21 protein-coding genes are annotated in these 21,556 nt (G+C 69.6%); 9 read left to right on the plus strand and 12 right to left on the minus strand.

Annotated features, from left to right (window positions below):
• Position 1 precedes the first annotated feature (1 nt).
• The 5 genes from SK571_RS11925 to SK571_RS11945 all read right to left on the minus strand — a co-directional run bounded on the left by SK571_RS11925 (position 2) and on the right by SK571_RS11945 (position 3,412).
• Complete coding sequence (locus tag SK571_RS11925) at positions 2-1,312, minus strand: HAMP domain-containing sensor histidine kinase (protein ID WP_319984109.1); 1,311 nt, start codon at positions 1,310-1,312, stop codon at positions 2-4.
• Positions 1,309-1,980 carry a response regulator transcription factor gene (locus SK571_RS11930; protein WP_319984110.1) on the minus strand — a complete coding sequence of 224 codons (672 nt, stop codon included), beginning with the start codon at positions 1,978-1,980 and terminating at the stop codon, positions 1,309-1,311. Before SK571_RS11930 ends, SK571_RS11925 begins: the two co-directional genes overlap by 4 nt.
• Positions 1,981-1,984: 4 nt before the next feature.
• Complete coding sequence (locus SK571_RS11935) at positions 1,985-2,116, minus strand: hypothetical protein (RefSeq protein WP_319984111.1); 132 nt, start codon at positions 2,114-2,116, stop codon at positions 1,985-1,987.
• Positions 2,113-2,475 carry a hypothetical protein gene (locus tag SK571_RS11940; protein ID WP_266042481.1) on the minus strand — a complete coding sequence of 121 codons (363 nt, stop codon included), beginning with the start codon at positions 2,473-2,475 and terminating at the stop codon, positions 2,113-2,115. The genes SK571_RS11935 and SK571_RS11940 overlap by 4 nt, the downstream gene beginning before the upstream one ends.
• A 64-nt stretch (positions 2,476-2,539) precedes the next feature.
• Positions 2,540-3,412: a hypothetical protein gene (locus tag SK571_RS11945; protein WP_319984112.1), complete on the minus strand. Its 873-nt coding sequence runs from the start codon at positions 3,410-3,412 to the stop codon at positions 2,540-2,542.
• Positions 3,413-3,567: 155 nt separating this feature from the next.
• On the opposite strand from SK571_RS11945, the gene SK571_RS11950 reads away from it, so the two are divergent.
• Positions 3,568-3,807 carry a hypothetical protein gene (locus tag SK571_RS11950; protein ID WP_319984113.1) on the plus strand — a complete coding sequence of 80 codons (240 nt, stop codon included), beginning with the start codon at positions 3,568-3,570 and terminating at the stop codon, positions 3,805-3,807.
• A gap of 40 nt (positions 3,808-3,847) precedes the next feature.
• Here the strand turns inward: SK571_RS11950 and SK571_RS11955 are convergent, their stop codons facing one another.
• A complete protein-coding gene (locus tag SK571_RS11955; RefSeq protein ID WP_319984114.1) occupies positions 3,848-4,624 on the minus strand; it encodes an STAS domain-containing protein in 777 nt (258 codons plus the stop codon).
• A gap of 241 nt (positions 4,625-4,865) precedes the next feature.
• Here SK571_RS11955 and SK571_RS11960 point away from each other — a divergent pair, with 241 nt between their 5' ends.
• A complete protein-coding gene (locus tag SK571_RS11960) occupies positions 4,866-7,046 on the plus strand; it encodes an ATP-binding protein (protein WP_319984115.1) in 2,181 nt (726 codons plus the stop codon).
• Positions 7,047-7,052: 6 nt separating this feature from the next.
• On the opposite strand, the gene SK571_RS11965 is transcribed toward SK571_RS11960, so the two are convergent.
• On the minus strand, positions 7,053-8,120 hold the full coding sequence (locus SK571_RS11965; RefSeq protein ID WP_319984116.1) for an LCP family protein: 1,068 nt from the start codon (positions 8,118-8,120) through the stop codon (positions 7,053-7,055).
• A 34-nt stretch (positions 8,121-8,154) separates the two neighbouring features.
• Between SK571_RS11965 and SK571_RS11970 the strand changes: the two genes are divergently transcribed.
• From SK571_RS11970 to SK571_RS12000, 7 genes are all read left to right on the plus strand, one after another.
• Complete coding sequence (locus SK571_RS11970; RefSeq protein WP_319984117.1) at positions 8,155-8,574, plus strand: DUF6542 domain-containing protein; 420 nt, start codon at positions 8,155-8,157, stop codon at positions 8,572-8,574.
• 82 nt (positions 8,575-8,656) lie between these two features.
• On the plus strand, positions 8,657-10,543 hold the full coding sequence (locus SK571_RS11975; RefSeq protein WP_319984118.1) for a glycosyltransferase: 1,887 nt from the start codon (positions 8,657-8,659) through the stop codon (positions 10,541-10,543).
• A gap of 11 nt (positions 10,544-10,554) precedes the next feature.
• Positions 10,555-11,136 carry a TetR/AcrR family transcriptional regulator gene (locus SK571_RS11980; protein ID WP_319984119.1) on the plus strand — a complete coding sequence of 194 codons (582 nt, stop codon included), beginning with the start codon at positions 10,555-10,557 and terminating at the stop codon, positions 11,134-11,136.
• Positions 11,137-11,199: 63 nt separating this feature from the next.
• Complete coding sequence (locus tag SK571_RS11985; RefSeq protein WP_319984120.1) at positions 11,200-12,393, plus strand: cytochrome P450; 1,194 nt, start codon at positions 11,200-11,202, stop codon at positions 12,391-12,393.
• 1 nt (position 12,394) lies between these two features.
• Positions 12,395-12,589, plus strand: a complete 195-nt coding sequence (locus tag SK571_RS11990; RefSeq protein ID WP_319984121.1) for a ferredoxin — start codon at positions 12,395-12,397, stop codon at positions 12,587-12,589.
• Positions 12,590-12,899: 310 nt separating this feature from the next.
• Entirely contained in the window at positions 12,900-13,829 is a 930-nt protein-coding gene (locus SK571_RS11995; RefSeq protein WP_319984122.1) for a hypothetical protein, read from the plus strand.
• Positions 13,830-14,101: 272 nt separating this feature from the next.
• On the plus strand, positions 14,102-17,038 hold the full coding sequence (locus tag SK571_RS12000) for an AfsR/SARP family transcriptional regulator (protein WP_319984123.1): 2,937 nt from the start codon (positions 14,102-14,104) through the stop codon (positions 17,036-17,038).
• On the opposite strand, the gene SK571_RS12005 is transcribed toward SK571_RS12000, so the two are convergent.
• The 5 genes from SK571_RS12005 to SK571_RS12025 form a co-directional block, all read right to left on the minus strand.
• Positions 17,019-17,819 carry a phospholipid scramblase-related protein gene (locus tag SK571_RS12005; protein WP_319984124.1) on the minus strand — a complete coding sequence of 267 codons (801 nt, stop codon included), beginning with the start codon at positions 17,817-17,819 and terminating at the stop codon, positions 17,019-17,021. The two genes, SK571_RS12000 and SK571_RS12005, sit on opposite strands and share 20 nt — an antisense overlap.
• 85 nt (positions 17,820-17,904) lie before the next feature.
• Positions 17,905-18,096, minus strand: a complete 192-nt coding sequence (locus SK571_RS12010) for a ferredoxin (RefSeq protein ID WP_319984125.1) — start codon at positions 18,094-18,096, stop codon at positions 17,905-17,907.
• A complete protein-coding gene (locus SK571_RS12015) occupies positions 18,093-19,301 on the minus strand; it encodes a cytochrome P450 (protein ID WP_319984126.1) in 1,209 nt (402 codons plus the stop codon). Before SK571_RS12015 ends, SK571_RS12010 begins: the two co-directional genes overlap by 4 nt.
• A gap of 31 nt (positions 19,302-19,332) precedes the next feature.
• The gene (locus SK571_RS12020) at positions 19,333-20,874 is read right to left on the minus strand and encodes an ABC-F family ATP-binding cassette domain-containing protein (protein WP_319984127.1); all 1,542 of its coding nucleotides are present in this window, start codon (positions 20,872-20,874) and stop codon (positions 19,333-19,335) included.
• Positions 20,875-20,999: 125 nt separating this feature from the next.
• On the minus strand, positions 21,000-21,536 hold the full coding sequence (locus tag SK571_RS12025; RefSeq protein WP_319984128.1) for a TetR/AcrR family transcriptional regulator: 537 nt from the start codon (positions 21,534-21,536) through the stop codon (positions 21,000-21,002).
• Positions 21,537-21,556: the final 20 nt, after the last annotated feature.

Genomic DNA, 21,556 nt, shown 5'->3' on the forward strand with positions numbered 1-21,556 from the left:
ATCATCCGATCGTGTTAGCCGGCGGCCGCAGCGTCACGGTGAACGCCGCCCCGCCCTCCGCCGCCGGACCCGCCACGATCGTCCCGCCCATCCGCGTCACCAGCCCGTGCACCAGCGCGAGCCCCACGCCGGTCCCGACCGGCCGCGACTCCTGGTACCGCGCGTGCAGCACCCCGCGGTCGAACGCCACGGGGTAGTCCTCGGGGGCCAGGCCGGGGCCGCCGTCCCGCACCTCCAGGACGGTGGACAGGGCGAGCACGACCGGGTGGCCGGCGGGCGTGACGCGCAGGGCGTTCTCCAGCAGGCCGTCGATGACCTGGCGCAGGCGGCGTGCGTCCGCCCACACCACCGGTGAGGACGAGACTTCCAGCGAGAAGTGCACTCCGCGGGCGTGGCAGCGGGCGTGCCACACCTCGGCGGCCGAGCGGACCACCGGTTCCAGGGAGATCACGGCCATGTCCAGGCGGAAGTCGTCGGCGCCGAGGCGGGCCAGGTCCAATAGGTCTGTGACCAGGCGGTCCAGGCGGCGGGACTCCTCCAGGATCACGGTTCCCACCGGGGCGACCTGTTCGCCGGACACCACGCCGTCCGCGAGGGATTCGGCGAAGCCCGTGACTGCCGTGAGGGGCGTGCGCAGTTCGTGGGAGACGGAGAGGAGGAAGTCGCGTTGGCGGGATTCGCTGCGCTGCAACGCGTCCGCCAGGGAGTTCACCGCCTGGCTGACCTCGGCCAGTTCGTGGGTGCCGGAGATGGGGACTCTCAGGTCTCGGCGGCCCGCGCTCATCGAGTGGGCGACCGAGGCCACTCGGCGCAGCGGGCGGGCCAGGAAGGAACCCAGGGCCAGGCCTGCCAGGCACGCCACGGCCAGGCCTATGCCGAGGGCGCCGAGGATGTTGCGCACCAGTTTGCGGTAGGTGCCGCTGGTCTCGGTCTCCTGGACCAGGGCGAAGCCGCCCGCCCCCGACGGACGGGCTTCCACGTTCAGGCGGCCGCTCACCCCGGACACAGGAGAACCCGACAGCACCTCGCGGTAGTCGACGGCGCGCACCGCGCGGACGGCGGCCCGGTCGGCGCCGGTGACGTCGCCGGACGCGGTGATCCGGACGATCGCGATGTCCTGGCCCTCCAGGATCTGCTCGACGCGGTTGTTCGAGATCTGGCCCGCCGCCACGTCGGCCTGGGAGCGCAGGAACTCGCGACTCACCTGTTGCGAGGTCGAGAGCACCAGGCGCATCGAGACGAAGCCCGCCACGGTCACGGCCACGAACGCGACTCCGAGGCACAGCAACGCTATTCTGCCCGCGAGGTTCACGACGCGTCCGCCGAGTAGCCGACGCCGCGCACCGTCCGAATTGGACTGAGATCACCGAACTTGGCGCGTAGCTGGGCCACGTGGACGTCGACGGTTCGGGTGCCGGCCATGGACGAGTAGCCCCACACGGCCGAAAGGAGTTGCTCGCGCGAGAAGACCTGGCGCGGGTTCTTCATCAGGTACGAAAGCAGTCCGAACTCCGTTGTGGTCAAGGAGACCTCTGTGTCACCGGCGAACGCTCGCCGTTCGCCGACGTCGAGCCGTACGGAACCCACCTGCAGAACGTCCGACACGGTGCCGGACGAACGACGCAGCACCGTCCGCACGCGCAGAGCCAGCTCGCGCGGGCTGAAGGGCTTGGTGATGTAGTCGTCGGCGCCCAGTTCCAGCCCGAGCAACCGGTCCACCTCGTCGTCTCGGGCCGTCACGAACAGCACCGGCGTCCAGTCTCCGGCCGCGCGCATGGCCCGGCAGACCTCGATGCCGTTCAGCACGGGCAGGCCGACGTCCAGCACCACCGCCACGGGCGAGAGCGAGCGGACCGCGGCCAGTGCCGCGTCCCCCGAGGACTCCAGGTGCACGCCGAACCCGTCGCGCCGCAGGTACAGCGCCACCAGTTCGGCGATCGCCGGTTCGTCCTCCACGACGAGCACCAGGCCACGTTCCACGCGTTCACCCCGGCTGGTTGATGTCCGACTCGATGCTGTTCAGCGTTGATTCCACATCATCGAGGTCCGGCACCGGCTCTTCGCCCCGGCACGCCGTCAGGGCGAACAGCAGGACGACCGCGGCGACCCACCTCACTTCGACCCGCAGTGCTCGGACTTGAACTTGGCGACGCGCTCGCCGGCCTTCGCCAGCTTCACGAGCTGCGCGTCCCGCAGCTTCAGCCGCGCGTCGAGCACGTCCGCGCGCGCCGTGTTGCCCGCCTTGCGGGCGTCCGCGGCCTTCTGCTCGATCCACTTCTTCGAACCGAGCGTCTCCGGGCCACCGTTGATCTTGTCGGTCAGCGCCTTGACCTTGGCCTCGACCCGCGGGACGCGGTTCGAGCAGATCTGCTGCACCTTCTCCGGGCTGATCGTGATCGGTTCCTGTGCCGACGCGGTCCCCGCGCCCAGCAGCAGCATTCCCGCCACGAGCCCACCGATTCGCGAAATGTTCATGGCACAGAACGATGACCGGTCATGGTCAGAACGAGGTCCGCCGAATGTTCGGGTTCTGCAAAGATCAACGCAGGGCTATCCCGCGCACGGCCGCCGCCTGCGCCATCGGGCGCATCCGGTCCCACACCCGCTCCGACTTCAGCTCCTCCGCCGCGCGCACCGCCCGCATCCCCACGGCCTGGCCCTCGTCGAAGTCGCCGTCGAGGAAGTGGCACGTGGCCAGCGAGATCAGGCAGAACGTCCGGCTGCGCGCCATCCCCGGCCCGAAGTCCTCGATCGCCGTCCGCAACGCCGGGATCGCGGCACGGGTGTCACCGAGCTCGGTGTGGACCGTGCCGGTCATCGCCGCCAGGTCGGTCTCGTCGTGGAACCGCGCCCAGTCGGGCACGTGCGTCAGGTCCGCGGACGCGAAGGAGTCCAGTGCCTTGCCCAACGCGCGCAACGCCTCGGTGGAACGGGCCTGGTGCGCGTACGCCCACGCCTCGTTCGCGTACATGATGCTCGCCGCCAACGGCGCGAAAGCGCCCCTCTGGAAGTAAGCCAGCGCATCACCCGGTGCGCCGTGATGCAGATGCACGCGCCCACGCCGATAAACGATGTTGGTGATCAGGTCTTCGTCGTGACGGGCGAAATCCAGCGCGCGGTCGAAGTGGTGGTACGCGGCCCCGACCTGGCCGCTGTCGAACGACGTCCACCCTGCCAGGTTGTGCAGGTCCGCGACCGCGGACAACAGGCGCGCCCGCACCCCTTCCGAGGCTTCGGCGGCCAGCAGCTGCTGCGCCCAGTAGATCCGCACCACGACCGCGTCGCGGCACGCGCCTCCGCCGTACTGGTAGTCCACCGCACGCAGCGATCGCGTCTGCGACTCCAACTGCTCCACGTCGCTCGCACCGATGCGGCTGGAGTGCGGGGGAGGAAAGTACGCAGGATCCGCCATGGAGCACACCTCCTGCGCCGCCTTTTGAACCGAGGGTAGGGCGCCCAGGTCCGGCTGAGAAGAGGCCCTGTGCCACGTGGAATTGGCCGAAAGTAGCGATTAAACAGGTATTAATGCGGGTAGGCATGACGAAGTCCGGGGAGCAGGCTTTGTTCATGAGGCGACGCACGCACCTGCGGCTGGTGACCTCCTCCGAGGTCGAGGACACGACGTTGACAGCTGTCCTCAGGGCCGAGGACCTGGCTGAGCGGTTGGGCCTCGACCCCTGCTCACGGGTGACGTGCGCCCTGCATCGTTGCTGGCTGCACCAGTGTGTGGACTCGTCGGAAGCGGCCGCGGACCGTCAGGTCCTCAGGGCCTACCGCACGAGCGTCGCGGCAACGTACGCCCACTAAGACGGATAGTAGAACGGCCCCGCAGAACGACCCGTAAGCGTTAAGCCTGACGGGTGAAGACGGCGGTCTCCGGAAGGTAGCTCGGGGGTCGCCGGCTGTCCTCCGGCACGTCGAGCAAGGCCCAGATGACGTGCCGCCCACCCCCGGCGGGCGTCTCGCCCATCGTGAAGTTGCAGACGGCGATGGACGCCACGTTGTGCCGCATGATGTGCCACTGCTTGAGGTCGAAGCGTGCGGTCGTGCGCACCGCGACGGACAACTTGTTCCCACGCATACGAAGCAGCAGCGCGAGAGGGCTGTCGTCCTCGATGTGCGACACGAGCTCGACGGCCACCTGCGGCGCGACGTCGAGCATCGACTGGACGCCCCACCTCTCGCAGGCGCGTTCGGTGATCCGCTCGGCCACGTGGGGCAGGCAGCGGCACGTCGGCAGCGGCGCGTCCACCCGGTCCTCGTGCTTGAGCCGCACGACCGCGGACACCGCGGCCGTGGTCGTCGAATACATCGGGATGTGCCGGGGGAGTCCACGCGACTCCAACGTGGAACGCAGCTGGTGGTCGCTGACGACGATGCTCATCGAGATGCCCGGCCAGCGCGCCGCGGACAGCCACACGACGTCGAACAGCACGAGCAGTGCGGGAGACTCGGTGACGAGCTCGTCCAGCTCCACCACGACGCCGAAGAGCTCTTTGGTGGCGTGGTCGAGCAGCACGTCCTGCGCGCGCATGTACGTCGCCCAGTCGAGCCGTCCGCTGAACCGGACGACGAGCACGCCGTTCTGCTCCCGGACGTCGACCTCGAGGCTGCTACCGGCCATGATCCCGTCCCCTCCCGCGGCCACGTCCTCCCCAAGCCTCCAAGACTGACGCGATGACCGGAAGCGCCCTAGGGGGTAACTACCCGTGTTTCACCGTTGGTACCTCCGGGGGACCGCATTGCAGCGGGAGATCGAGCAGACCTAGGGTGCCGCTGTGGGCAGTTCGCTTTACCCAGGTCGCAAAGGCAATTTGCCTGCTGACACAACTACTTTCGTCGGCCGCAAGCACGACGTCGGCGAAGTGAGGAGGCTGCTGTCCGAGTCGCGCCTCGTCACTCTCACGGGTGTCGGTGGCGTCGGCAAGACGCGGCTGGCGTTGCGCGCCGCCGCCGACACCAGCAGAGCTTTCCGCGACGGCGTGTGGTTCGTCGACCTGGGCGGTGTCACCGACCCGGAACTGGTGGTGCACACGGTCCTGGAGCAGTTGGGCGTCCACGACGACACCGTCCGCATGCACCGCACCGTCCTGGTGGAACACCTGCGCGACCGGCAGATGCTGATGGTCCTGGACAACTGCGAACACGTCATCGGGCCGACCGCCGATCTCGTGGACGCGCTCCTGCGCGGGGTCCCCGGCCTGCGCGTGCTCGTCACCAGCCGCGAGCGCCTGGGCATCGACGGCGAACACCTCTGGCAGGTCACGCCCCTGTCGCAGGGGCCTGCACTGGCGTTGTTCGCCGAACGGGCCGCCGCCGTCGACCCCGGATTCGTCCTCGACGGGCGCAACCACGAGAAGGTCAGCCAGATCTGCACGCTGCTCGGCGGAATCCCGCTGGCCATCGAACTGGCCGCGGTGCGCCTGCGCGTGCTGGGTCTTGACCACTTGTCGTCCAGATTGGACAACACCTTCCGCGTGCTCGCGGACGCCAGGCGCGGCGGCGATCCGCGCCACCAGACCCTGCACGCCGCCGTGGACTGGAGCTTCCACCTGTGCACGCGGTCCGAGCAGATCCTGTGGGCGCGGGCGTCGGTGTTCACCGGCACGTTCGACCTGGAGGCGGCCGAACGGGTCTGCTCCGGTGACAGCGTCGCGCCCGAGGAGGTCATGCACTCGCTGATGGGCCTGGTCGACAAGTCCGTCGTGGTGGCCGAGCAGCACCCGTCCGGCACCCGCTTCCGGCTGCTGGAGCCGTTGCGGCAGTACGGCCTGGGGAAGCTGCGCGCCGCCGGTCGGGAACAGGTGATGCGCGAACGGCACCGCGACCACTACATCGAATGGGCCGAGCGCCGCGAGAAGGAGTGGTTCGGCCCCGCCCAGCCGCAGATCTTCGCGCTCACCCGTCTGGAGCAGGGGAATCTGCGGTCCGCCCTGGACTTCTGCTTCGAACACGGGGGCGACCACTGCGTGCACCTGGCCAGCACGCTGTGGTTCTACTGGGCGGGCTGCGGCATGCTCGGGGAGGGCCGCCACTGGCTCGACCGCGCCGTCGCGAGCGCGAAACCGGGCCCGCTGCGGGCCAAGGCGCTGTGGGTCAACGGGTACGTCGCGACGCTGCAGGGCGACCTGCCCGCGTCGACGCGGATGCTGGACGAGTGCCGCGCGTACGCCGTCGAGTCCGGCGACGGGGTCGCGCTCGCCTACGCGACGCACCGCATCGCCTGCACGCACCTGGTCGGCGACGACCTCGACCTCGCGGACAGCGGGTTCCACGAGGCCATGCGCCTGTACCGGAGCCAGGGCACGGTCAACAGCCACACCATGCTCGCCGGCATCGAACTCGCGATCGCGGCGACGTTCCGCCACGACTTCGTGTCCGCCGAACGGCTCTGCGTCGAGGCCAAGGCCGTCGGCGAGGAGCACGGCGAACTGTGGGCGCAGGCCTACGCGATCTGGGTGCTGGCGTTGTGCGCGTGGGTCAGCGGCGATCTGGTCCGCGCCGACCTGCTCGGCCGCGAGTGCCTGCGGATCAAGAGCTCGTTCCACGACCTGCTGGGCATCGTGCTCGCGCTCGAGGTGCTGGCCTGGATCTCCGCCTCGCAGGGCGACGCGGTGCGCGCGGCCACGCTGCTGGGCGCCACCAACGAGATCTGGCAGTCGGTGGGCTATCCCATGTTCGGGTCGCGCCACTTCGGCGCGCCGCACGGCGAATGCGAGTCCGCGGCGGTCTCCACGCTCGGCGAGCAGGAGTTCCGGGCGGTGTTCCGCAAGGGCATGGACCTCGAACTGGAGGAGGCCATCGCGTTCGCGATCGGCGAGGAGCAGACCGTGGCCCCGGTGCCGGTCCTGGCCCTCACGCCGCTGACCCGCCGCGAGCAGCAGGTCGCCGACCTCATCGCCGGTGGCATGTCGAACAAGGAGATCGCGGCCAGGCTGGTGATCGCGCGGCGGACCGCGGAGGGGCACGTGGAGCGGATCCTGCAGAAGCTCGGCTTCACCTCGCGCGCGCAGATCGCCACCTGGGTCACCGAACGCCGGGTCTAGCCGCGACTAGTCGATGCAGGGAATGCCGTCGTCGGGTGGTGGCGGGGGCGGGGCCTTGGCCAGCTCGGTCACCTTCGCCCGCACCTTGGCCTGGTCCACCTTGTTCACGTCGAGCCCGCCGAGGTGCGCGCCGCCCTCGATCGGCAGCGTGTCGAACCGCACCTCGGTGGGGATGTCGCGGGCGAACTCGACCAGGTCGAAATCCGCGTCCAGCACGACGTCCTGCTTGGCCATGTCGATCATCGCCTGCACCGCGGCCAGGTCCGCGCCCTTGAGGCGCTTGGTCACGGCGGACAGGAACGCCTGCTGCCGCCGGGTCCGGCCGATGTCGCCGTCGGGCAGCCCGTGCCGCTGCCGCACGAACGACAACGCCTGGCCCGCGTCGAGGTGCTGCCGCCCGGCCGGGAAGTCCGCGCCGGACAACGGGTCCTTCGTCGCGTTGCGCAGGCACACGTCCACGCCACCGAGCCCTTCGGCGATGTGGAAGAACCCGATCAGCGAGATCTCCACGAGGTGGTCGATCGGCTGGTTGAGGAACGACGACACGGTCTGCACCTGGGCTCTGCGCCCGGCCTCCCGCCCGGCGCGTTCCAGTTCCCGCTTGTCGTGCGCCCCGGCCGCGCGCAGCCGGTCCTCCTCGGCGATCTTGGCCCGCCCGTAGGCCTCCTTGATCTTGCCCTCGCCGCCCGACGACAGCGGGACGAGGTTGTCGCGGGGCACGGACATCGCCACGGCGGGCCCGGAAACGGGGATGTGCAACAGGATCAGCGTGTTCGCGTTGTAACCGCCGCGATCGCTCTCGCCCGCCTGCATCCGCCGCAGCACGTCGTCCGGGAGCGGTTCGCCGTGCAGGTCCAGCCTGGTCGTCAGGCCCATGATCAGGATGTTGCGGCCGGACTCCGAGCGCGGCGCGTCGCCGGAGATCGCGTAGGACCGCTCGACCCCCGTCGAGATGGTGGACACGGTGGTCCAGGCGAATGCCGAGGCGGCGAGGACGACCACGCTCAGGGCCGCCCACGCCGTGCGCGTGAGGACGAGGAAGACGGTGCGGTGATAGCCGCCACGTGGTTGCATGAACAGGACACCCCCTGAACTATTCTAGGTGGTCATGGGGGTTCAACTGCCCACTCTCGCCGCGCTCGCGATGCTGGCGGTGTTCACGCAGACGGGGGTCTGGGTGGACGGGGGCGACTTCGGCTGGGCCTTCGGCGTGTGGCTCGTGGGCGGCACGCTCGTGGTCTCGGCTCTGGTTCGCCGGGTGGGTTTGTGGACGGTGGCACCGGCGCCACCTCTCGTGTTCGTGGTCGTCGCGGTGGGCAACGCGGCCTGGGAACGGCAGTCGAAGAGGTACGCGCCGTGGGGGAGCAGCAAGGAGTTCGCCGCTGACGCGGTCCCGTTGCTGGTGAACGGGTTTCCGTGGATGGCGGCGGCGGTCGGCGCGGCACTGCTGGTCGCCGTCGTCCGCATCGTCACCTGGGGGAAGAGGAAATGCAGGTCTTCGTCGATCGAAACGGCGGTAGACGGGTAGCGGCGAGGCTCGTCAGCTGGACCGTCGCGAGTGGACTGATCGTGTTCGCCGCCGTGGTGGGCGGCACGCTGCTGGGAGCGTGGTGAAGCGCACACCGCGGTTGCACTGGATCTCCATCCTGCTCGGGCTGTTCGTGCTGATGTGCGTGGTGTCGTTCCACGCCTACGCCGCGATCAGGCCCGAGCCCGTGCCGGTCGCGGGCGGGCACCGGGAACTGCCGGAAGGCGCGTTCGCGCTGGCGTTCCACGGCGGCCCGGACCCGAAGTGGACGCCGCGGATGCTGGAGAGGCTGGACGCGGCGGGCATCAAGGCGACGTTCTTCGTCACCGGCGCCCAGGTCACCCGGCACCCGGACGTCGCGCGCCGGATCGTCGCCGAGGGCCATCGGATCGGCATCGACGGGTTCCGCGCCGAAGGCGACCTCGGCACCCCGCTGAACCTGGCCTTCGCGCAGGCCGCGCTCGCCGACGCGCTGGGCGTCCACACGCGACTGGTGGGTGCTCCGGCCGAGATCGACAGCGGTGACCGCGAGTACCAGGACATCGGCACGCTGGTGCGGATGTCGTTGCGCGAACCGGGAGGTGTCATCCGGCTGCACGACAACGGCAGCATCGGCGGCGACATCGTCCGGGAACTGGCGAAACAGCCCGGCCACCGGTTCGTGTTCGTCAGCGACGAACCGCCGGTCGAGGCCTCCGGGCGCGAACGGTTCACCGGCGCGGCCACCACGTGGTCCCAGCGCAACGGCGGCATCGTGCTCGTGGTGTTCGGCACGGCCATCGCGATCGCCGCCCTGCTCGGCCTGCTGCGCACCCTGATGCAGCTGGGCCTCGCGCACACCGACCGCCGGCTGAGGCGCGAGAGCGAGCCGCCGCCGTGGTTCGCTCCGCCGGTCTCGTTGGTCGTGCCCGCGTTCAACGAGGCGCTCAACATCGCCGCCACGGTCAAGTCCATCGCCGGGAACAACCACGTCGCCGACGTCGAGGTCATCGTCGTGGACGACGGCTCGACCGACGGCACCGCCGACATCGCCGAGGCGCTGGACCTGCCCGGTGTCACCGTGATCCGGCAGACCAACCAGGGCAAGCCGGCGGCGCTGAACGCGGGCGTCCGCGAGGCGTCGCACGACGTGCTGGTGCTGGTGGACGGCGACACGATCTTCGAGCCGGACACGATCGGCCAGCTCGTGCAGCCGTTCGCGGACAACGGCGTCGGCGCGGTCTCCGGCAACGCCAAGGTCGGCAACCGGCAGGGCCTGCTCGGGCGCTGGCAGCACCTGGAGTACTGCGCGGGCTCCAACCTGGACCGGCAGATCCTGCACGCGCTGCGCTGCATCCCGACGGTGCCGGGCGCGGTCGGGGCGTTCCGCAGGGCCGCGCTCACCGACGTCGGCGGCGTCAGCGACGACACGCTGGCCGAGGACACCGACCTCACGATGGCCGTCACGCGCGCGGGCTGGCGGGTCGCCTACCGCCCGGAGGCCAAGGCGTGGACGGAGGCACCGGCCAGCCTCCACGGCCTGTTCCGCCAGCGGTATCGCTGGTCGTACGGCACTTTTCAGGCGATGTGGAAGCACCGCGGCGCGTTGGTGGAGAACGGGCCGATGGGCCGGTTCGGGCTCCTCTACCTGTTGGCGTTCCACCTGCTGCTGCCGCTGCTCGCGCCGGTGATGGACCTCCTCGTGCTGTACGGGTTCCTCGTCGCGGACGCGCCGCTCGGGCTAATTGTGTGGACGGTGTTCCTGCTGATCCAGACGGCGAGTGCGGGCTACGCGCTGCGGCTCGACGGCGAGTCGCTCCGGCCGTTGTGGGCCTATCCGTTGCAGCAGCTGGTCTATCGGCAGCTGATGTACGTCGTGGTCATCCAGTCGTTGATCACGGCGTTGCACGGCACGCAGCTGCGCTGGATGTCGGTGCGGCGCACGGGTCGGCTCACGGACGCGCCCGGCGGTAGGGTGCGCGTCACCTGAGCCGGGGAGACATGTTGGGTCGCACGCCTTTGGACGCGCCGGAGCGTCAGCAGGAGGTCTTCGCCGCCGTGCTCGGTGTGCTGGCCGAGGTCGGCTACGCGCGGTTCAACATGGACCTCGTCGCAGGCCGGGCGCGCGCCAGCAAGGCGAGCCTGTACCAGCGCTGGCCGTCCAAGGCGCGGCTGATCACGGACGCCCTGAAGGCGAACCTGCCCGAGCTGTCCCAGCCGGACGAGGGCACGTTCGCCGAGGACGTCCGCCAGATCCTGCTGGCGTGGGGCGAGCCGATGCCGTTCGACACCGCCGGGATCTTCCTCGGGTTGCTCGAAGGCAGCCGCCAGGACGCCGACCTCGCGTGCCTGCGCGAGGAGCACGTCGACCGCGCCTACACGGAGCACCTGCGGGTCGCCGTGGACCGGGCGAAGGCGCGCGGTGAACTGCCGGAGCGCCTCGACGCCGACGTCCTCATCACCGCTCTGATCTCGACCTTCGTGCTCAGGTCCGAGGAGCAGGGCGTGATCGAGGGGATCGTCGACGGCCTGTTGAGACCGCTCATCGGGACCTTCAGGACCAAACAACTCGTCAAAGAGTAGTTTCTTCGCTACGTTCGGTCATGTAATCAAAAGAACAGTTCTGTTCTGTTGAGGGGAACACCCGTGACTGAAGCCGCTGTCTGCCCGGTCCACCACGAACGTGGCCACCCGCTCCACCCGCCGGTCGGCTTCGCCGAGGCCGTCAGCGACGGGCCGGTCAGGATGATCTGGCCCAACGGTGTCGAGGCCTGGATGGTGTCCAGCTACGCCGGTGTCCGGCAGGTGCTCTCCGATCCGCGGTTCAGCACCCGCAAGGGCGGACAGCCGGAGATGCGCACCGACGACGGCGAGGCAGTGCTCGACCCCGACCAGCCCGGCAACATCAACGGCATCGACGGCGCCGAGCACATGCGGTTGCGTCGTCCTCTCTCGCGCGGCTTCATGGTCAAGCGCATGAACGAACTGCGTCCACGCATCCAGCAGATCGTCGACGAGCACCTCGACGTGATGGAGGCCAAGGGCGCTCCCGCGGACCTGGTCACCTCGCTGTGCCTGCCGCTGCCGTCGCTGGTGATCGCCGAGCTGCTGGGCGTGCCGCCGGAGCACCAGGAGCTCTTCCAGGCCACGGCCGGCGACCTCTTCGGCAAGAACGGCTCGAAGGACGAGTACCTCGCACACGCGACCACGCTCGCGGAGGTGCTCACGCCGATCGTCGAGGCGAAGAGGGCCGCGGGCACGAACGACGACATGATCGGCCTGATGGCCAACGACACCGACTTCAGCATGGAAGAGCTGATCTTCCTCTGCATCGGGCTGCTCGCCGCCGGGCACGAGACCACGTCGAACTTCCTCGGCCTCTTCACGTTGCACCTGTTCGAGAAGCCCGACCAGCTGGAGATCCTGCGGCGCGACCCGAGCCGTGCGGACGTCGTGGTCGAGGAGCTGATGCGGTACACGGTCGGCCAGCTCGGCGGGCCCGGACTCACCCGCAGGGCGACCGAGGACGTCGAGGTCGACGGTGTGCTGATCAAGGCGGGGGACTGGGTGAGCGTGTCGCTCATGGCGAACCTCGACGAGGCGCTCTGCCCGCGTGCCGAGGAGCTGGACCTGGAACGGGACGCCGTGTCGCACCTGGGCTTCGGGTTCGGGCCGCACCAGTGCCTCGGCGCGAACCTGGCCCGTGCGGAGCTGCAGATCGGCCTGCGGACGCTCTTCGAGCGGTTCCCGAACCTGCGTCCCGCCGTGCCCGTCACGGAGATGAACTACCGCAACGACATGATCACCTACGGCGCCGCCGCGATCCCGGTGGTGTGGTGACGTGACGGTCCGGATAGACCAGACGAGGTGCATCGGATCGGGCCAGTGCGTGCTAGCCGCACCGGACGTGTTCGACCAGTCGGACGACGACGGGCTCGGCATCGTGCTGGTCGCCGAACCCCCGGCCGACCTGCTGCCGGGCGTTCGTGACGCGGTGGACAGGTGTCCCGCTCAGGTGGTGACCCTGGAAGAGTGACCTGATCGGCCGTTCCGGTGAGGAGTCGTCACGGCGCATGGATTCAGTTCCCGTGCGCCGACACCTCGTTGGCCCCTTTCCGTTCACCACGACCGTCCGAGATCGTAGGCGCGACCACCACGGCGTTGTGGCGGTCGCGTCGGCATGCCCCCAGGAGAGTCGAAAGACCCTTCACGACCAGGCCTGACAGCGGGATGGTGGCGGCGGCGCGGTGAGTACCGGCGGTGTGTAACGGGTATCTCCACGAGAGGTGCGCGGCGCACGTCAGGAGGGCCAACCTATGTTCAACGGCGATGCGTTTCCAGGCCGCGTGGACAAGACCGATGTGCGGCACGTCGAGACCCTGACGAGTGCGCTGCGGGCACTCGACCACGAATACGGCGGCGGTGCCTGCCGGGACGCTTGCGTCGCGTTGCTGAACTGGGCGAACCCGCTGATCGACACCAGCTCGTCCGGACAGGTGCTGCACCGGCTCCAGGTGGCCATCGCGGACCTGCACAACCTGGCCGGCTGGGCGTCGTTCGACATGGGTCTGCTCGAATCGGCGCACCTGCACTTCGGCCGTGCGATGTGCCTCGCGCGCGAGTCGGGCAACAGCGCGTTGGAAGCGAACATCCACTACCGGATGGGTCGTGTGCACCTGCACTACGAGCTGGCGGAAGACGCTTTGTCGTCGTTCCAACGGGGTCTGCCCATCGCGCAGGCCAGTGGGTCCACGTTGGCCGTGTCGATCCTGCACGCCAACGAGGCGTGGGCGTTCGCGAAGATGGGGGCGGAAAGGCAGGCGCTGCGCCAGTTCGCACGCGCCGAGGACGAGTTCCACCGGTCCGTGGCCGAGGACGCACCGCCGTGGGCGCAGTTCTTCGACCTGGCCGACCTGGTGTCGATCGGCGGCATGGTGCACACCGAACTCGCGCGCACCTGCGACGTGAAGTACGCCCGGTCGGCGATCCCGCTGCTCACCAGGGCGATCTCCTCGGACGGAGCTGAGGCGTCGCGCAGCCAGTCGTTCCGGCTGGCCGCGCTCGCGATGAACTACCTCGTGCAGAACGAGGCCGAACAGGCGCGGGAGATCGGGGAACAGGCGATCGCGCTGTCCGGTCCCATCCGCTCGGCCCGCACGCGGGATCGCATGAGGCCGTTGAAGCAGGAGGCGGAACGGCTGCGGGGCAACGAGGCCGCGGACGATCTGGCGTCACGCCTGGGGAAGTTCATGACGGCGTCGCGCGGCGCGGCCTGAGCCGGGAGGCGTCACCGGGGCCCGAGGAGAGGTTTGGGCTTCGGGCCCCGGTGACACCGTCTGGAGAGGAGCGACGCCCCGCTGGGGGCCAAGACGCCGCTCCAGTCTGGTGTGCCTCAGCAGCGGATGCCGGTGCGGACCCGGTAGGTCACCGCTCCCGACGACAACGCCGCGGCGGCGACGAAGGTTGTCTTGCTCATGAGCGAGAAGCATCACGTGACCCGCTGACATTTCGCTGACACCTAGGGTTACCGGCTGGTTAGGATCGGCTCATGCAACGGCGGTGGGGGTTCAGGGTTCTCGGATCGTTGCAGGTCATCGACTCAGGCCGGGTCGTGGAGCTGCGCTCGGCCAAGCAGCGTGTCCTGCTCGCCGCATTGCTGATGAAGGCGAACGCGCCGGTGTCGTCCTACGAGCTGATGGAACACCTCTGGGGCGAAGAGCCGTCCGGTTCGGCGCGCGCGACTCTGCAGACGTACGTCATGCGGTTGAGACAGTCGCTGGACGACCTGGCCGACCGCAAACTCGTCCGCACGTGGCCCACCGGGTACTCGATCCACGTCGAGGACGACCAGCTCGACCTGCTGACGTTCCAGCGGCTGCGCGCCGAGGCCCGCCGCGCGCCCGACCTGGAGACCGAGGCCCGCCTGCTCGGCGAGGCCGCGGCGTTGTGGCGCGGCCCGGCCCTGGAGCAGGTGTCGTCGCTGCGGATGGAACAGACCGACGTGCAGCGGCTCAACGAGCAGCGCTGGGAGGTGCTGGAACGCCGCAACGACGCCGAGCTGCAGCTGGGCCGGCACGACCAGATCGTCGACGAACTGCGGTCGCTCGTCGCGGAACACCCGCTGCGCGAACGCTTCTGGTACCAGCTGATGCTCGCCCTGCACCGCACCGGCCAGCAGGCGCAGGCGCTCGACGTCTACCGGCGGGCCAGCGACGTGCTCGCCGACGAGCTCGGCATCGACCCGAACGCCGAACTGCGCGCGCTGCACATGGAGGTGCTGGCGGGCTCCTCGGCGCCGGTCGCCGTCCAGTCCGGACCCTCGTGGCTGCCGCCCGCGGTCGGCGACTTCTCCGGGCGGTCCGACGAGGTGGCCCGTCTGACGGCCGGGTTGCGCGCCGGCGGCACGTGGACGATCACCGGACCCGGTGGCGTCGGCAAGACCTCGCTGGCCGTGCACTGCGCCCATGCCGTCCGGGACACGTTCCCGGACGGGCAGCTGTACCTCAACCTGCGCGGCGGTGAGCAGAAGTCCGTCGAGCCCGCCGCGGCGCTGGACCGCCTGCTGCGCGGACTCGGTGTCTCCGGTGGCGCGATCCCGTCCTCCGTGGAGGACCGGGTCGACCTGTACCGGGACCTGTTGTCGGACCGGCGGATCCTCGTCGTGCTGGACAACGCCGTGAACGAGGCCCAGGTGCGGCCGTTGCTGCCGGGAACCACCTCGGGTGCCGCCCTGGTGACCTCCCGGGCCGCGCTGGCCGGCCTGGAGGCCGCCCACGTCGTGCCGCTGGACGTGCTGCCCTCCACCGATGCGCTGGCGTTGCTGCGGGCCGCTGTCGGCGAGGCTCGCTGTGCCGCCGAACCCGGTGCGGCGCAGGAGATCGTGAACTACTGCGGCAAGCTGCCGCTGGCGTTGCGGGTGGCGGCGGCCCGGCTGGTGGCGCGGCCGCACTGGCAGCTCGCGAAACTCGCCGGCCGGTTGTCCGACGAACGCCGCCGGTTCGACGAGTTGTCGCTGGGCGATCTCGACGTGCGGGCCTCGCTCGCGCTGTCCTACGACGGCCTGGGCGAGTCGCACCGGACCGCGTTCCGCCTGCTGTCGCTGGTCGACACACCGGACTTCCCCGCCTGGGTGGCGTCTCCGTTGCTGGGGCTGGACCTCGACGACGCCGAGGACCACGTCGAGGCGCTGGTCGACGCCCGGCTGGTCGACTACGCGGGACGCGATGCGTTGGGGCAGGTGCGTTATCGGCTGCACGACCTGTTGCGCGCCTTCGGCCGTGAGGCTGCCTCCGAGGACCCGGCTGTTGCCTTGAAGGCGTTGTTCGAGCAGTGGCTCGACCTGGCGATGCGGGCCGACGTGGAGCTGCCGCACCAGGGCGTCCGGCTGGAACCCCTTGCGCTGGAACGGTTCGACCTCGGCGATCCGGCCGACTGGTTCGACGCGGAGTGGCTGAACATCCACGCCGTGGTCACCCAGGCCGCGGCGCTGGGCCTCGGGTCGCTGGCCGCCGAGCTGGCGGTCCGGTCGGCCGCGTTCTGCGACCTGCGGGCCCGGTTCGACGACTGGGAGCAGATCAACGCGCTGGGACTCTCCTGCGCGCCCGTGACGCGGCGGCCGATGTTGTTCCAGCAGCGAGGGATCCTGCGCGTCCGGCTGCACGACTACGCCTCGGCCTTCGCCGACTTCCAGGCCGCGCAGGAGGGGTTCGCCGCCGCCGGTGACGTGTGGGGCGAGGCCTACGGCTGGTACGGCATGGGGTGGATGCACGAGTGGAGCGGCCGGTCCGCGGAGGCCCGTGAGGCTCATCGCGAGGCCATGACCCGGTTCGTCGCCTCCAGCAACCCGCACGGTGAGATCGAGGTGCTGTGTTCGCTGGGTGCCATCGAGCGCCGGGCCGGCGGGCTCGCCGCCGCCCAGGAGTACCTCGAACGCGCCCGGCGGGTCGCCGGGCAGTTGGGGGACGAGCAGAGCGAGCTGATGGCGACCCTGGAACTGGGGCGGTTGCACCAGTTCACGGGCGAACTGGCCGAGTCCGCCGCGTTCCTGCGGTCCTCGCTGGCCGCCGCGCAGAAGCTCGGCGATCCGGACTTCGCGGCCAACATCCGGTTGTTCCTGGCGGACACGCTGGTGCGGTCGGGCCAGGGCGCCCTGGCCGAGGAGCAGTTGCGGCAGGCCTGGGAGTTCTTCGAGGAGCACGACGACCGGCAGGGCCGCATCTGGGTGTGGCGCCTGAGGTCCGGGCTGGCCTCGTCCGCCGAGGAGGCGCTGAGCCTGGCCTCGCTGGCCGTGGAACAGGCTCGGAAGATGGGGTCGCCGCCGGAGCTCGGGCGGTCGTTGAGGGTGATGGGCAACGCCCTGGAGCGGTCCGGCCGGAGCGAGGAGGCCAGGGACTACTGGCAGCTGGCCGAGGAAACGCTGACGGCGGCAGGGTTCCAGGCGGAGGTCGACGAACTCCGCCTCGCCACTAGCCCTGGTTCTGGCTGAGGACCGTGTCGACCGTGACGCCGGACGCGACGATCATGCTGCGCAACGGGTCCGGCACCTGCTGGTGGAGCTGCACGACGTAGTTGTCCGCGGTCGAGAACATGGCCTTCGCCATGCCCTGCCAGGTCTTGGTGATGCGCGCGACCTCGGTGCCGGCGCGGTCCTGCAGCGAGAAGTTCCACGCGCGCCAGTTCTCCGCGTAGATGCCGCCGACCTTCATGCCGTTGCACACGTAGGCGAAGCGGACCTTGCCGAAGACGTTCTCCTGGACGATCTCGCCGATCGGCATGCCGTCGCCGCGCTCGACCAGGACCTTCGACTTCCACATCGTCGCGGGACGGGTGATGCGCAGCAGGGGGAGCCCCTGCTGGTCGCGGATCTCCAGGCGGACGTCGAGCATCGAGTCCATCTTGGTGAAGGCGCGCAACGCTTTGGCGGCGCCGGACTGGCCGACCTGCTCCACCGTGCCGATGTGGCGGGCGTGCTGGTCGTAGATGACGTAGGAGTTCGACATCTCGATCAGCTTCGCCTTCTGGTTCACGACCAGGACCGGCTCGGTGAGCAGGGTGCCGCCGCCTCCGGGCACGGCGCCCTGGACGCCCGCGCGCTGCACCTGCCGCGCCACCCGCTCCTGGCCGGTGCCGCCCATCTCCACCTCGGTGTGGCGGGCGTCGGACTGCTCCTGGCGCGGCTGCACGTGCGGCGTCCACTGCACGCCGTCCCACCACCGGACGAAACGCGGATCGGCGTTGTCCGGATACCAGCCCGGCGCGGTGTTCATGCCGCGAGCGTACGACCTCGTGCGGGCGTTGGCGCCAGGCGACGGGGCACGGGTGTCGCCTGGCGGGTCGGCAACGCGTGGCGGATCAGCTGATCGTGATCGCGCCCGCCGGGCAGAGGCTCGCCGCTTCCTTCGCGGTGGCCTCGTGCCCGGCGTCCGGGTGTTCGGTGAGGAGGACGACCGTGCCGTCCTCGTCGTTCTGGTCGAACAGGTCCGGGTCGGTCAGAACGCACATCCCCGAACCGCAGCACTTCGTCTGGTCGACGGAAATCTTCATGCCGACCACGCTACTGGCAGCGAGTGGACCCCGTAGATCCCCATGTCGGTGCGCAGCGGCACCTCCTCGGGATCGACGTCGAGGCGGAGGTCCGGGAACTCCTGGAACAGCTTGGAGAAACCGATCCTCATCTCGATGCGGGCCAGCTGCTGACCCAGGCACTGGTGGATGCCGTGCCCGAACGCCACGTGCCCGCCGGCCGGGCGGCGCAGGTCCAGTTCGTCGGGGTTGCCGGGGAACTTCTCCGGGTCGCGGTTGGCCGTCGGCACGTGCGTCAGCACGGTGTCGCCGGCCTTGATGAGGTGGCCCTCGATCTCCACGTCCTCGGTGGCGGTGCGCACCGGTCCGAAGTGGATGATCGACAGGTACCGCATCAGCTCCTCGACGGCGTTGTCGACGACCTCCGGTTCGTCGCGCAGGATCTTGAGCTGGTCCGGGTGCTGCAGCAGCGTGAACGTGCCGAGGCCCAGCATGTTCGCCGTGGTCTCGTGGCCCGCCAGCAGGAGCAGCAGCGCCATGTTCGACGCTTCCTCGTCGGTCGGCTCCCCGGTGGCGAGCAGATCGCTGATCATGTCGTCGCCCGGTTCCGCCTTCTTGCGGACGATCAGCTCGCGCATGAACTCCTGGATGCGCTTCATGGCCGCCATGGCCTCTTCGAACGTCGAGTCCAGGCTGAGCAGCTTCGTCGTGTCGTCCTGGAACCTGTGCCTCTCGTCGTAGTCGACGCCGAGCAGCGCACAGATCACCAGTGACGGCACCGGCAGCGCGAACTCCTTCACGAGGTCCGCTTTGCCGCCCAGCGACCGCAGGTGCTTGAGCTGGTCGTCGACGATCGTGCCGATCCACTCGGACAGCTGGTTCATCCGCCGGACCGTGAACTGGCCCTGCAGCATCTTGCGCAGCCGGGTGTGGTCCGGCGGGTCCTGGCTCAGGAACATGCCGGGTTCGACCTTGCGGCGCTCCTTCGGCACCTCGCCCTGGAACCTGAGGTCCAGCAGGTGGTGCTCGGCCGGGTTGGTCGTGAACTTCGGACTCCCCAGGACCTCTCGCACCTGGTGGTGACCGGTGACGAGCCAGCCGAGGTGACCGTCGGCGAACTTCAGCCTGCTGATGCGGGCCTGGTCGCGGATCCGGGTGACCTCGGCTGGCGGGTCGAACGGGTTCTGGCGCGTCGTGGGCAGTTCATCGGAGATCAGTTCGGTCATCTCGCACACCTCCCAGTGCTCGGCAGAGGACCTATTTCGAAGCTACAGAAGTTTCATTACTTCGTGAAGATGATTCGAGGGTCACGGACCGCCACGAGCCGAAATCTGTCCGCATCTGCCGGTCGTGGGTCGCGACGGCCACGGCGGCTCTGGTCTGGTGCAGGGCCTCGGTCAGTTCGTCGACCAGGGCGATCGACAGGTGGTTGGTCGGTTCGTCGAGCAGCAGGACGTGGGGCGAGCCGCTCAGCAGGATCGCGAGCTCCAGTCGCCTGCGTTGTCCAGTGGACAGGCGGCCGACCGGGCGCACCAGGTCTTTCCCTCTGAGCAGACCGATGTCCTCCACGCGCGAACACAGCTGGACCGCGGTGGCGTCCTCGTCCTCGAACGCGGACTCCTGGGCCAGCAGGGCGACCCGGCCGACGTGGTGCACCGTGCCGCGGACAGGCGTGACGCGTCCGGCGAGCACGCCGAGCAACGTCGACTTGCCCGCCCCGTTCGGGCCGGTGATCAGCAGTTTCTCGCCCGCGCTGAGCGAGATCGGCTCGGTGAGGCGCAGCCTTCCCGGCACTTCGAGCGGGGTGGCGTGCAGCAGGTCGCCGCTCGCCTCCAGCTCCGGCGGCGTGAAGCGCAACGGGGGCGGGGGAGCACCGATGCGCTGGTCGCCGAGCTCTTCGAGCCTGCGGGCGACGTTGCGCATCTTGTTCGCCGCACGAGTCGTGCGCTGGTGCCTGCCGGTGCCCTTCGGAGGGCGCCAGCCGTCCCTCAGGCGGGACTGGGCGCGCTCGACCTTCTCGGCCAGCTCGTCGTGCTCGGCCTCCTCCTGGGCGAACCGCTGCTCCCACCGTTGCCGCTCGGCGCGTTTGGCCTCCTTGAACGCCCGGTAGCCGCCGCCGTGCAGGTGCACCTCGCCGTCCGGCGCGGGATCGAGGTCGAGCAACTGGGTGCAGACCTCGTCCAGCAACGTGCGGTCGTGGCTCACGAGCACCACGACGCCGTGGTGCTGCTGCAGGCGTTCGGTCAGGAACGCCAGCGCGCCCGCGTCGAGGTGGTTGGTCGGTTCGTCCAGCAGCAGGACGTCAGCGCGTTCGGCGAGCAGGCACGCGAGCCGGACCCGATAACGCTGCCCCACGCTGAGCCGTGCGAGCGGTGTCGCCCGGTCGTGGTCGGCGTCGAGGGCCTTCAGCGCGATCTCGGCACGGCGCTCGGCGTCCCAGGCCTCGATGTCCTCGGCGTGAGCCAGTGCTTTCTCGTAGCGCTGCTCGTCGAACGGCGCCGCCGCACAGTCCAGTTCGGACAGTGCCTCGCGGCTTTCGCGCAGCGCTCCGGACAGCAGGTCCCCCACCGTTTCGCCCTCGTGGAAGGGCATTTCCTGTTGCACGAGGCTCAACGAACCGTGGCGGGTGACGGTTCCCTGGTCCAGCACCAGGTCTTCGGCGAGCAGGCGGAGCAGCGTGGTCTTGCCGCGGCCGTTCTCACCGATGACGCCGAGGCGCTGGCCGGCGGAGACCTTCAGGGAGATGCCGTCGACGACGGGCCCGGCCTCATAGCCCTTGGTGAGATCTTGGGTCGTCAAATGAACATGCGAACGCACGGGGATCCTCTTCTGGGTACGCGAAATCAGGACGTGTTGCGCGGTGGCACACGTCCGTGATCAGAGGTAGAAGACCCCGTACCCGAATCCCATGAAACCCACGGTACTTACGGCCGCAACGCTTTTTCCACGGCCGTCTTGAGATCCCGCACGCTCTCCTCGGTGCCCGGTGTCGGCCCGACCGTGCTGCCGGCGCCGACGAGCCGGTAGAAGAGCAGGCCCTCCAAGAACGCCGTGAAGTGCGCGCCCGCCCGTTCGGGATCCTCGTGGCCCAGCATCTTCGCGATCGCGGTGGCCTGCTCGCGCGGGGAGTGGGCCATGATCGACTTCAGCTCGGGGTGGTGCGTGGCCTCCAGCATCGCCGCGTACCTCGCGAGCGTCCTGTTCCGCTCGACGAGCCAGCTGTCGAGGGTTCTCGCGATGCTGCCCGCGACGTCGTCCGGATCGGGTGCGATGTCCAGCTGTTCCTGCTTCGCGAGCCGCTCGACGAATCCCTCGATCAACGCCTTGCGCGTGCGGAAGTACGCGCTGGTGGAGCCCTCCGGCAGGCCGGCGCGGCGGTCGACCGCGCGGTGGGTGAGCCCGCGCATGCCCTGTTCGGCGACGAGCTGGATCGCGGCGTCGGTGATGAGGTCTCTGCGCACTGTGGTCCCAATCTCTCTCT

Source organism: Lentzea kristufekii, from assembly GCF_033949925.1.
Lineage (GTDB): Bacteria > Actinomycetota > Actinomycetes > Mycobacteriales > Pseudonocardiaceae > Lentzea > Lentzea kristufekii.